Annotated in this window: 8 protein-coding genes; all 8 read right to left on the bottom strand. The window is 54.5% G+C overall.

Going from position 1 to position 12,843, the window contains the following annotated elements; translation table 11 throughout:
- Positions 1 to 2: 2 nt before the first annotated feature.
- Positions 3 to 386 (bottom strand): Na+/H+ antiporter subunit E, encoded by a 384-nt coding sequence (locus tag CCASEI_RS05850; protein ID WP_006821681.1) that lies wholly within the window; start codon positions 384 to 386, stop codon positions 3 to 5.
- Positions 386 to 2,023: a monovalent cation/H+ antiporter subunit D family protein gene (locus CCASEI_RS05845; RefSeq protein ID WP_006821680.1), complete on the bottom strand. Its 1,638-nt coding sequence runs from the start codon at positions 2,021 to 2,023 to the stop codon at positions 386 to 388. Before CCASEI_RS05845 ends, CCASEI_RS05850 begins: the two co-directional genes overlap by 1 nt.
- Entirely contained in the window at positions 2,023 to 2,370 is a 348-nt protein-coding gene (locus CCASEI_RS05840; RefSeq protein ID WP_006821679.1) for a sodium:proton antiporter, read from the bottom strand. Before CCASEI_RS05840 ends, CCASEI_RS05845 begins: the two co-directional genes overlap by 1 nt.
- A complete protein-coding gene (locus CCASEI_RS05835) occupies positions 2,371 to 5,268 on the bottom strand; it encodes a DUF4040 family protein (RefSeq protein WP_006821678.1) in 2,898 nt (965 codons plus the stop codon).
- 228 nt (positions 5,269 to 5,496) lie between these two features.
- Positions 5,497 to 7,251, bottom strand: a complete 1,755-nt coding sequence (ftsY, locus tag CCASEI_RS05830) for a signal recognition particle-docking protein FtsY (protein ID WP_006821677.1) — start codon at positions 7,249 to 7,251, stop codon at positions 5,497 to 5,499.
- Between the two features lie 10 nt (positions 7,252 to 7,261).
- Entirely contained in the window at positions 7,262 to 10,720 is a 3,459-nt protein-coding gene (gene smc / locus CCASEI_RS05825) for a chromosome segregation protein SMC (protein WP_025387440.1), read from the bottom strand.
- 42 nt (positions 10,721 to 10,762) lie between these two features.
- Positions 10,763 to 11,041 carry an acylphosphatase gene (locus CCASEI_RS05820; RefSeq protein ID WP_006821675.1) on the bottom strand — a complete coding sequence of 93 codons (279 nt, stop codon included), beginning with the start codon at positions 11,039 to 11,041 and terminating at the stop codon, positions 10,763 to 10,765.
- Positions 11,042 to 12,526: an alanine/glycine:cation symporter family protein gene (locus CCASEI_RS05815; protein WP_006821674.1), complete on the bottom strand. Its 1,485-nt coding sequence runs from the start codon at positions 12,524 to 12,526 to the stop codon at positions 11,042 to 11,044. It lies immediately after the preceding gene.
- Positions 12,527 to 12,843 lie beyond the last annotated feature (317 nt).

The raw sequence follows: 12,843 nt of genomic DNA, 5'->3' as shown, positions 1-12,843 counted from the left end.
ACCTAAGCCTCTTTCTTAACGTCAGAGAAGAACTTCGGGTGAACCATGACGCCACGCAGCATGCGCTCTTCCATATCGCGCAAATCAGCACGGAGTTCATCAGCATCCGTGTTGTACATGCCGTGCACATACATCACGCGCTGACCATCTTGAGTGTCTGCAGCAGCGCCGACAACCAACGTACCTGGGGTAACGGTAATCAACGCGGCGATGAGTGTGTAGTGCGCTTCTGAAAGCGACTGGCATGGGTATTCCGCCACGCCTGGTGTGGAGTCGTGTCCGCGGGACAAAATATCCTTCAACACGTTGTAGTTAGCAACGGTGAATTCCTTGATGTACCACAGCCAAAAGCCAATGAAACGAAACGGGTAAGTTAGAAAATCCATTATCCGAGCACCGCCTCAACATAAGCGGAGGTATCAATAAGCCCCTGGGCTGCGGTCTCCGACCATGCCAGAAGAACTTCGCCTCCAAGACCAATAACCAACGTCAGCAGCGCGGTGATAACCGCTGGTGCTGCCAACCAGAACTTGATTCGTGGGCGTGCATCAGCAGTGTTGTCAATGATGTACGCATCCGATTCAGCCTTCACAGCAACCGAAGAGCCCTCTGGTGGCAATTCTGGGTAAGAGGCTACGCCACCACCGATGGTGCCTTCGTCGCTGTCAGGATCCTGACCAGCGCGAGGAGAAGGTGCAGCCTTGGTGCGATCACCCCAGAACATGCCCTTCCAAATCTTGAGCATGGACAGCAAGGTAATCAGCGAGACCGCCAGCATGGCAATCAACGCATAGATTTCGCCAGCTTCCCAGCTGCCCATGAGCAAGGTGAACTTAGCGACGAAGCCGGAGAACGGTGGAATACCAGCCAGCGACAATGCTGCAGCAAAGAATGCAACAGCAATGATGGGCTCGCGTTTCGATATGTTCGTGACTTTGTCTAGCTCACCAGTGCCGTATGCGACTTCCACCGCACCCGTTGACATAAACAGCGATGCCTTCACAATCATGTGGTGAATCAGGTAGAAGATACCGGCGGTCATACCCAGCTGGGTAAACAATGCGACACCCATCAGGATGTAGCCCAACTGGGAGACCATGTGGAAAGCCAGAATCTCGCGCGTGGTCTTCTCACCCACCGCACCAAGAACGCCAATAACCATGGTGAGAGTAAAGAGCAGAACCAGAATCCACAGACAGCGTGCATCGCCGTCAAAGATGACTGCATACCAGCGGTAGATGGCATACACACCGACCTTGGTGTGCAGACCAGAAAACAGTGCGGTCACAGCAGGGTTGGTGTACGGGTAAGTACGTGCCAGCCAGGTGTGAATTGGAACCACAGACGCCTTAATCATCATGGCCAGCATGGCGATGGACATAGCAATTGCAACAGCTGGTTCTTCCTTCGCAGCACCCTGCAGCTGTGCGAGGTTAACCGCTCCATAGGAGCCGTACACCAGGACAACACCGGCCAACAGCATGTTGGAAGCAAACAGGTTTGCCACGATAAACAGGCGCAGACCAGCAATCTGCAGGCTACCGCCACGACGATAGATCGTGGTCGCATACAGGCCATAACTTGGCAGCAACATGACCTCAATGAAGACGAAGAAGTTGAAGATATCTGCGGTCAGCAATGCACCGTAGACACCACACATCAACACCAACGTCAACGGTGCGAAGAACGGTTCCTTGGAAAATCCACTGGCGGTGGCGAACCATGCACACACAATGGCCAAGATGGATACCGTAACAAGCATCAGTGCCGCGAACATATCTACGGCGAATGGGATAGCAACGAGTGCATCCCAATTACCCACGCGGTGCGCCAGCGCAGTGCCATCAGCAGTAATTGCAATCAGGAAACCAGAACCCACCAGCCCTGCGGTAAGGACAGTGTAGAGAACAACTTCCTGCAAGATGCGCGCACGCGGGAAGATAATCAATAAACCGGCTGCCAGCAGCGGGACGGCCGCAAACAATGGCAGCAAAGAAGCAACAAGGTCAGCGTCGTACCACATTAGAGCACCACATCCTTGTGCTTATCCAAGTCCAGCTCAGGACGGGTTGCATCATCACCATCGCCTACTGCGGCGGTGACGAACATGAGGACTGAAATGGAGAAACTAATAACAATCGCGGTCAGCACAAATGCCTGTGGTAGCGGGTCAGCAGCGAACTCCATCTGCGCGGGTGTGTGTACCCCAAATGGTTCATTTCGCGCATAGGTTCCGCCGGCGGCCACAATCATGAGGTTGACGCCGTGCGAAAGGAGGGTAAATCCGAGCGCGATGCGCAACATATCTCGGCGAAGCATGAGGTAGACAGCGCCACCGATGAGAATGCCTGAGGATATAGCCAGGGTCATTTACTTGCTCCTTTCTTCCGTCTTGTTCTCCGCTATTGCGGCAAGAGCTTTATGGTCTTCGGTTTGTCCGCGACGCTGCAAGGTGGACTCTGAAACCAAGTCCAACATGACATGGAATTCCTTATCGCCCTTGCGCGGCATGCCCAGCAGGTTGAAGGACGCGATAACCACGCCAATAACTGCCAGGTAAACGCCAAGGTCGAAGAGCATTGCCGAAGTCTGGTGCGTGCCGAAGATTTCTACGTGCAGCGAGGTGAGGAAGGAACCTTCGAAGTAGCCTGCCAAACCAGTCAACGATGCCAAGGCCACACCAGAGCCGATCAAAGTGAAGTACGGCCAGCGAATCTTCGCGCGGTCGTTGCTTGGTGCCGACAGGTACAGCAGCGCCATACCACCGGAGCCGACCAGTGCCGCAACGAAGCCGCCGCCGGTCTCATAGTGACCGCGGAAGAAGAGCAGAATCGACAAAGCGATAATGATTGGTCCAACCAGACGGCTGGTGGCACGCAAGAAGATGGAGTTTTCAGCAGCATCGAAGATTGGCGACTTGCGGTCCAAGAGGGTTTCACGCACTGGTGCCAAACGGAACTTAGCCAGAAGCACAGCAATGGAAATACCTGCCATGCCCAGAACTGTCAGTTCGCCGAAAGTATCCAATGCACGGTAGTCAACCAGAATGGTGTTCACGATGTTGGTACCGCCGGTGTCATCTGGTGCCTGCTCCAAGTAGAGACGAGCAGCATCAGACTTATCGCGGCGTCCGGTCAGTCCCCATACTGCGAGCATGGCGCACAAACCGACAACAACGGAAAGAACAATTGACCACCAGTGGAACTTACGGGTTTCCGGAGTAAAGTGGTCTGGCAAACGGTGCAGTACCAGAACCAGCACACAGACAGTCAAAATCTCAACGGTCAACTGCGTAGTAGCCACATCGGCTGCGCCGAGAGCATAGAACCACAAGGTCACGCCGAAGCCAGCGATGGAAACAACAACGACCACGGTGAGGCGCGACTTCGCCATTACAGAGGCAAGAACACCAATAGCGATAATGAGGACGAAAACCCAGTCCATTGGTGAAGAAGTCTCGCGGTAAACCTCAGGGATATCCCGCAGGGTAAAGATACCGACCACCGCGATAACAACCAGCATGAGCAGTGGTGCGACCAAGTGGCGGCGCATGGAGGTGGTACCCGATGGCTTGGTTGCGTACTTTGCACCAAAATCGATGATGCCCTGACGGAGGTTTTCCACCGCATCCAAGCCGGAGATTGGTGCACCAAAGTTTGTCATCGCGCGTGCCAGTTCGCGGTTGAACTTCACCAATGCGATACCAAAGGCGATGATTACACCGGTCAGTGCCAGCGGGATGTTAAATCCGTGCCAGATAGCCAAATGTACGTGTGGTTCGGAAGCGGTTGCTGCAAGAGCGGCCTCCCCCACAATCCAGTCCAGCAATGCTGGAACCAGACCGAATACCACAGTGACAATTGCCAAAATCGCTGGAATTACCCAGACAGTCAGCTTTGCTTCCTGAATGGTCTGAACCGGTTCTGGTTCGCGATTATCTTCTTCCGCCTGGAACTCAGCTTCGGCAATAGAGTGCTTGGTCGCGCCACGGGAGCCGATGATGTAGCGGAAGGAGTACGCGAACGTGAACATCGAAGTAATCACGATCGTCGCGGTAATGATAATGGTAAATGGCTGCGCTAAACCAGATTCCAAAGCTGCGGTAATCAAACCTTCCTTGGAAACAAAGCCCAACAGAAGTGGAATACCGGCCATGGACGCACCAGCAATGGTGATAATGCCGGAGGTGATAGGCATCTTCACTATGCGTGTGTGGCGCAATTCCTGGTAAGAACGAGTGCCGGTTTCATGCTCGATAATGCCAACGCTCATAAACAGCGCGGCCTTGAAGCAAGCATGCGCCACGGTGTGGACAATCGCTGCGGTAATGGCTTCATCGGTACCGATACCAACCACCATGACCAGCAAGCCGAGTTGCGACATCGTGGAGTAAGCCAGCAGTTCCTTCAGGTCATCACATTTAACTGCCGTGAGTGCACCGAAGAGTGCTGTGATACCACCGCAAACGATGAGCATGATATTCCACAGTTGGACATCATGAAGCAGCGGCGAGTAACGCAAGATCAGGTAAATACCTGCCTTGACCATGGCTGCCGCGTGCAGGTATGCCGAAACTGGCGCGATAGCGACCATTGAATCTGGCAACCAGGATTGGAACGGGAACTGGGCCGACTTGGTAAATGCTGCGATAGCAATAAGGAAAGCAACGCCGGCCTTGAGACCAAGATTGTCATCCCACATTGGGGAGGCGATGACCTCAGAAATGGACATTGTGCCAGCACTAATCGCCATGATGACCGTTGCGGCCAGCAGGAACAGGCCACCAAGAACGGTGACCAACAGCGTACGAATAGCAGGCTGATGTCCCTTTTCACCAGAGTTGGCAATCAGGAAGTATGAACACAGCGTGGTCAGCTCCCACGCTAGGTAGAACACCATGAGGTCATCGGTGGTGACTACGACAGCCATCGACGCAGCAAAGCCACAGATATAGAAGTAAAACGCTGTGTCCTTATGGTGCAGGTACCGCGTTGAGTAGGCCAAGACGCCGGCACCAATAAGAAGGACCAGCATTAAGAAAACCAGTGAGAGGCCATCCAAACGAAGTGAGAAATCCACGTCGATGGTTGGCATCCACTGCACTGACTCGGTATGAACTTCATCGGTGGTGTACGTTGACGCTGCCATGCCGGCACCAGCAAGCAACGGCAATGACAGTAGCCAGCCGGCATTGCGTCCTAAAAGACGCGACGCCAGTGGAGCCACTGCGACCGTGAGCCCTGAGAGCACTAAAACATAAAAAAGCATCGCAAGTAGTTATTCCTAGTTAATGAACAATAAGAGACGGGGTTAAAGACTCAGCTCAAGGAATGACACCAGAGAGATGTGGACCCCACGAATTGATATAGCCATTTGTCCCGTTGTGCCTGATGCGCACGGCGGTTTTTGAGGCATTTGTATTCGTCATCACAGAAAGACTAGCACGCCCCGGGCTCCACTAAAGAGCCCGGGGCGTACTTTCGGTCGAACTACAGGTTACTGCTCACCAAGCAGTGCATCCACGAAGCCTTCGACCTCGAATGGTGCAAGGTGATCCGCTCCCTCACCCAAGCCCACAAGCTTGACCGGGACACCGAGCTCTTCCTGCACCTGGAACACAATGCCACCCTTGGCAGTGCCATCCAGCTTGGTCAGAACCACGCCTGTGATATCTACTACCTCACGGAAAACGCGAGCCTGCATGAGGCCATTTTGGCCAACTGTGGCATCAATTACCAGCAAGACTTCATCAACCGAAGTCTTCTTTTCCACAACACGCTTTACCTTGCCCAACTGGTCCATCAAGTCGGTCGAAGTATGCAAACGACCCGCTGTATCTACAAGCACCACATCGACTTGCTGCTCCACGCCTGTTGCCACTGCATCGAAAGCAACGGATGCTGGATCAGCACCTTCTTTGCCGCGCACGGTGGTAGCACCAACACGACGGCCCCAAGTTTCTAGCTGGTCCGCTGCTGCCGCACGGAAAGTATCGGCCGCACCGAGTAGGACTGAGTGCCCCATGGACACCAGAACACGCGCCAACTTACCGGTGGTTGTGGTCTTGCCTGTGCCATTGACTCCGACAACCATGATGACTGCTGGCTTGCCCTCATGTGGCATTGCCTTGATTGAACGGTCCATTTCTGGATGTCCAACCTCGATCAAAGTCTCACGCAGCATTGCGCGTGCTTCTGCCTCACTAGATACACCGCGTTCTGCAATCTTGTCGCGCAGGGAATCAGTCACCTTCATGGTCACTGCAGTGCCAAGGTCGGCCATGATGAGGGTATCTTCGATTTCTTCCCATGCGTCCTCATCCAAGTCGCCGGCCGACAAGATGCCCATGAGACCTTGGCCGATAGCATTCTGCGAACGCGACAAACGTCCACGGAGACGACCAAGTCGTCCACCAGCAGGCTCAATCTCTTCAAGTGGCTCAGTTGGTTCAGGCTGTGCGACTGGAGTCTCTGGAACCGGAGTCTCTTCTAGTGCCGTCGCAGCCGAATCAGTTTGTACTTCCGCAGCATCCGCTGCTTCCTGCGCCTTCTCGCGTTCAGCCACATCATCCTTGACGTCTTCAGCATCAAGATCTTCTGCAACCTCGTCAAAGATTGGGGATTCCTCTTCTTCAACCGCAGGAGTTGGCGCCGGAACAACAGGGCTCTCCCCTGCTGTTGTATCTGCCGTTGGCTCGGTTTCCTCAACGATGGTGGTTTCTGGCTCAGCTGGTTCTGAAGCAGGGGCTGCCTCTGGCTCAGATTCTTCAATGATTGTTGAGTCCTGCTGTGTGTCCTCAGCAACCGGAGCAACCGGTTCCTCTACAGCTTCCGGAGTTGTCGCTGCTTCAGCAGGAGTGGATTCCGCTGCGGAGGAATCCTTGGTTTCAGGTTCTGCGACTGGGGATTCCTGTTCTGGAATCTCAGTTGCGGCAGATTCCTGTGGTTCAGGAGTTGGCGGCATAACTGGCGGTACCGGGGCAGCCTTGTGCTGCTTCACCTCTGGGGTGGGTGCATCTGGAGACTTTTGAACAGGTTCAGCCGACTTCGCTGGTGAAAAATTGAAGCCGGATTGCGCCTGATAATTACCGGACTTTTGCTGTTGGGTTAGCTCTTTTGGCTCTTCCTCGTGCTTTTCAAACGAGACCTTCTTGTCTTCGCCGCGCTTCTTTCCCCACAAAATCAGGAGAATAATAAGCACGATCAGGACAACAACTGCAATGCCGATCCACAACGTTAAGTTCGATTCCATGCGCCCTATCTTAACTGCTAGCTGGCTCCATTGCGCTTGCCGGGTTCATGCGTTGGGAAATAACCCGCGTCACACCATCGCCACGCATCGTGACGCCATACAAGACATTCGCCACATCCATCGTCGGTTTCTGGTGCGTAATCACAATGAGCTGGGAATCTTTACGCAATTCCTCAAACAATGCAATTAATCGACGCAGGTTTACATCATCAAGCGCTGCCTCAACCTCATCCATGACATAAAACGGTGAAGGGCGGGCGCGGAAAATCGCTACGAGCATCGCGAGTGCGGTTAATGACTTCTCTCCGCCTGAAAGCAAGGATAGGCGCTTGACTTTCTTTCCAGGAGGCCGCGCTTCAACCTCAATGCCCGTGGTCAGCAAGGAATCCGGCTCGGTGAGGATCAACCGGCCCTCGCCACCAGGGAACAACGTGTTAAATACCTTCGGGAATTCCGCTTCCACATCATTCCAGGCATCACTAAATAGCTGCAGAATCTGCGCATCAACATCCTCAATAACACCCTGCAAATCTTTGCGGGCTTCGATGACATCATCCAGCTGCGTGGACAGGAAGGAATAGCGTTCTTCCAACGCCTTGAACTCCTCTAAGGCCAGCGGGTTGACCTTACCCAGTGAGTTCAGATCTTTTTCAGCTTGCTTCAAACGCTTCGTCTGCTCCGCGCGGTCAAATTCTTCACCCGGTGTGTAATCACGCAACAAATCAGCAATGGAAATGCCCAGTTGTTCTGAAATCTTCGCCTCAGCTTCATCCAGGCGAACCTGTGCCTGAGAACGCGCGATGTCACCCGAGTGCGCTTTGTTGGTCAACTGTTCTAAGCGCTGGCGTGCACCGTTGACGGTCTGCTTTGCAGCATTGAGCTGATTGTTCAAAACGGTACGTTTCGTGGATAGCTCATCACGAGATTCAGCTGCTTCAGCCAAAGCTGTCGCCGCACGCTCACTGAGAGTCTTGGCATGCGATGCAACGGTACGCGCCAGCTCACCAAGTGCGCGGCGGCGTTCCATGGCGCGGTCATGACGATCTTTGGCCTGGCGTTCTTGTTGCGCTTGACGGCGCAGATTATCCCCACGGCCAGCAACATGCCCGACCTTGTCCTGCGCAGAGCGCAAACTCATCTGCGCTTCCATCTCCATGGTCTTCGCAGTATCCAAAGCAGCCGAAGCCGCATCGCGTTCACTAGTCGATGCTTCCGTATCTGGCTCATCCTTATCCACGCGGGCGAGACGGTCACGTGCCTGGGAAAGCTGCTCACGCAACTCATAAAGCTTGACCTCGAGCTCCGTCGCGCGGCCGGCGAGCTTCTCATGGTCACGCTGGCTGCTGTCGACTTGCGATACCAAACGCCGGTAGTCGCGCTTCCAGGCAGATACCTGCGCGTCGTGCTCACGCAGTGCAGCTTTTGCGCCGGCGGCAGTAACTCGTGCATCTTCGGCCGCAAGTTTCGCGCCTTCTAAGGTGCCGGAAAGTTCTTCTAAGTCCTGAGTTGCCTGTTCCAGTTCTTGTTCAGCAGCCTGAATTTTGGAAGTAACCTCCACCGTGGACTGCGAACCGGTACCGGCGGATACCCAGCCCTCACCCACCATGACGCCATCGGGAGTCACCGCGCGCAAGCGAGGATCCTCTTTGACAAGATGACGCGCTGTGGCGAAGTCCTTGACCAAGACGACATCGGCAAGCACGCGGGTCAGGCCCTGCGATACTTCTGGAACCGCCACAATATGATCAAGCAACCATGCGGCGTCCTTTGGCAGATTCGCGTCCATGCGCCATTTAGCTTCAGATCCACCGGAAGTATCAAAGACGGTTGTGCGCTGCGCATGTTCCAGAGCTCCAATGAGGTCATCGCCCACTTCACCAGCTTGCGACTCAGCGAAAGCGCCCAGCGCAACAGCAACGGCCACGTCATACTTGGTGGAGATCATCTGTGCCAGTGGTTGGAGGTCATAGCCAATTTCTGCCGTTGGAGGAATGGTGCTGTTCAGCGTTTCAATACGCGAACGCAACGTGTACACAGCACGCTCACGCACACGCTGTTCATCGCGCAACTGCTCCAATCGCAGATCCGCTGCCTGAGATTCACTCAACGCACGAACATGTGCCTCATCCAGTGGTGTGCGCTCACGGTCGAAACCAGCGAGCTTTTCTTCCACTTCACTGGCTTCCTGCCGGGAGGTGCGCAGCTTCTGCGCTGATTCGTTGACGCCATCTTCGCTGCGCGAAAGCTCTTGTTCAGAGGCTTCAGCCTGACGGGACAAAGCTTCTTCTTCGGCGATAAGACGCACGACGCCCTCGCGCCTATCGGCGATTGCGCGCAACTGCGCCGCATGCTCTTTATCCGCAGCATCGAATGCTTCACGGCGCTCGGCGACTTCTTCGCGGATGGACTCCAAGGCTTCCGCTGCTTCTTCGGCAGCCTCAACTAACTCAGCGTGTTCTTCATCAGCCTGGTTAGCGCGTGCCTCTAAGTCTTCTGGGTCCTGGCCTTGATAGCGGGCAACCGCGCCAGCGTTGTTCGCTCGTTCTTCGGCAATACGCAAAGTCGCTGCAAGACGCTCCACCAACGTGGAGAGGTCGAACCACAATTTCTGCGCGGCTTCAGCCTGAGGAGCTACTTCATTGAGCTCATCTTCAAGCTCCATTTGTTGCCCCGAAGCTTCTTCAAGGGCCTCAGTTGCGACCGCTACCTGTTCGTCTAGCAGTTCGGCTTGGCGCTTCGCATCCGCAAATTCGGCGCGCACACGCACAACGCGGTCACCTGCCAACTGCAGGCGAGCATCACGCAGGTCCGCTTGGACAGTCGCAGCACGCTGTGCTGCTTGCGCCTGACGTTCCAGTGGTTTGAGCTGCTTGCCCAGTTCTTCCGTCAAATCTGTCAGGCGGTCCAAGTTTGCCTGCATGCCGATGAGCTTGCGCTGCGCTTTTTCTTTGCGCCGACGGTGCTTGAGCACGCCAGCCGCTTCTTCAATGTAGCTGCGGCGGTCCTCGGGCCGGGACTCTAGAATTTCTGCGAGCTTTCCCTGCCCGACAATGATGTGCATTTCGCGTCCGATGCCAGAATCAGACAACAGCTCCTGGATGTCCATCAAGCGGGCTTTAGCGCCGTTGATTTCATATTCGCTGGCGCCGTCGCGGAACATGCGTCGCGTTACGGATACTTCCGTGTAATCAATAGGAAGCGCGCCGTCGGCGTTATCAATAGTGAGGGTGACTTCAGCACGGCCCAAAGCCTTGCGTTCACCAGCGCCGGCAAAGATGACGTCTTGCATCTTGCCACCGCGCAGCGTCTTCGCGCTGCCCTCACCCATAACCCAGGCCAGGGCATCCACTACGTTGGATTTGCCCGAGCCGTTGGGCCCAACCACGGCACAGATGCCGGGTTCAAATTTTAGGGTCGTCGCGGACGCGAAGGACTTGAAGCCTTTAAGCGTCAACGATTTCAAATGCATTTGGATAATTCTACAGGCCGAACCTGCAGTGGATTCAAACTCTTAGCGTTCGATGAACCCGGACTCGCCTTTAGGCTCAGCCCACTGCTCTACTACCAATTCCACATGGCCGGGGCGGTTAGTAGTAGAAGGTTCTTCTTTGAGCAGCTGCAGAAGTTTCTCGCAGTCTTCTTTAGAGCCTTCTGCCACAACCTGCACGCGTCCGTCTGCCTTATTGGTGGCGTGTCCCGCAAGACCCAACTCTAGGGCGCGGGAGCGTGTCCACCAGCGAAAGCCAACTCCTTGAACATTGCCACGGACGAATGCGGTCATGCGTTGCATTTAATCTACTCGATTCTTGTTTTCAATCATTTCCAGGCCACGGCGAGTAACCGGGTCAGAACCATCCCAAACCTCAACATTCTCGAGTTCAGGCAGCATGTCGCGGTGGAAGACCGGATCGATACCCTGGCGACGCTGGTCATTGAAGTTCTTCAACAGCTTCAACGCGACGCCCGAGAGCGGCACAATCGCCAGAATGTTGAGAATAACCATAGTACCTGCGCCGGTATCTGCCAGTGCGAATACGAGTGGCAGGGAGCCAACCGCACCGAACCAGACGAAGAAGATAACTACAGCGCGGAAGAGAAAGAGCCAGATTCGGGACTGAGTGAGGTACTCAACATTGGCTTCAGCCAAGTAGTAGTTACCCAAGATGGAAGAAAATGCCAGGAAGAAGAGGATGAAGGTCACCATGTGCGCGCCCCAGTTACCAACTTCGTTGGACAGCGCCAACTGGGTCAGGGATACGCCTTCTGCTTCGCCGCCGTATTCCAGGTCGGTGCCCAGCAAAATAATGAAGGCAGTGATGGAACAAACAACTAGGGTGTCAAAGTAAACGCCCAGGCTCTGAACCAGACCTTGCTTGACCGGGTGGGACACAGTTGCGGTAGCCGCAGCGTTTGGCGCGGAACCCTCACCAGCCTCATTGGAGAACAGGCCACGCTGAATACCCTGCATCATCGCAGCACCCAAACCAGCACCGGCAATCTGCTGGAAGCCAAGCGCGTGGGTGACAATGTCAGAAATAACACCAGGAACTGCATCGATGTTGGTGATGACCACGTACAAACCAATGATCAAGTACGCAACCGCCATGAATGGAACGATGATCTGGGTCATGTTCGCAATACGCTGAACGCCACCGAAGATGATGCAGCCGGAGACCACAGCGATGACGACACCGACAATCGCGCGGAAAGTAAAGGAGTCATTGTCGAAGGAAGTAGCAAGCGATTCAGCGATAGCGTTGGTCTGGAAAGCGTTGTAGACAAAGCCGAAAGTAAAAGAAATTGCTACCGAGAAGATAATTGCCAGCGGGGTCCAGCCCAGGCCCTTCTTCATGTAGTACGCCGGGCCGCCGCGGTAGTTATCACCGTCGCGGATCTTCCATAGCTGCGCCAGGGTGGACTCGATGAAGGCGGTAGCACCGCCAAGGATTGCAATCATCCACATCCAGAAGACGGCGCCCGGGCCACCAACGGAAATAGCCACCGCAACACCAGCGACGTTGCCGGTGCCAACGCGGGACGCAGCGGAGATGGTAAACGCTTTGAAGGCGGAAATTCCGCCGTACTCTTCGTCAGCGTCCTTACCGGGTCCCTTCGGACGTTCCACGACGGACTTGAGCATGGACGGAATCATCCGAAGCTGGACCAGCGCGGTGCGGAAGCCAAAGAAGATGCCCGCACCCACTAGAAGCCACGGAACAATGTAGGTCCATAGGCCGTCGTTAAACGTGCCCACAATATTTTCGAGGAAACTCATAGGGATATTAAAGGGGATCATTAATAGTTGGGGCAACCTGAGTCACACAATGGAGTGGGCTGAAGCAAACAATTTTCGCAGTGTTTTATCTCCGACAGGTTCCGTTTATTCCCCCTTTACAACTATTCATAGGCAAATGCCTAAGCATTCAAAGTGGTTTTTCTATTACTCAATCAGAATGCGTCGTAGTCCCGCATTCGGTTCACGCTTGAAGCAATGCTATCCCTCGTGTGAGATTCACTGATTTCACTAAAGCGCGCATGACAAAACCAAGGTGCACATATCAACAATCTCTTCCTGCACGTCACGCGGCCAAG

It is taken from the genome of Corynebacterium casei LMG S-19264 (assembly GCF_000550785.1).
GTDB classification, from domain to species: domain Bacteria; phylum Actinomycetota; class Actinomycetes; order Mycobacteriales; family Mycobacteriaceae; genus Corynebacterium; species Corynebacterium casei.
Note: the sequence above shows the minus strand (reverse complement) of the source record. Positions and strands in the feature narration are given on the sequence as shown.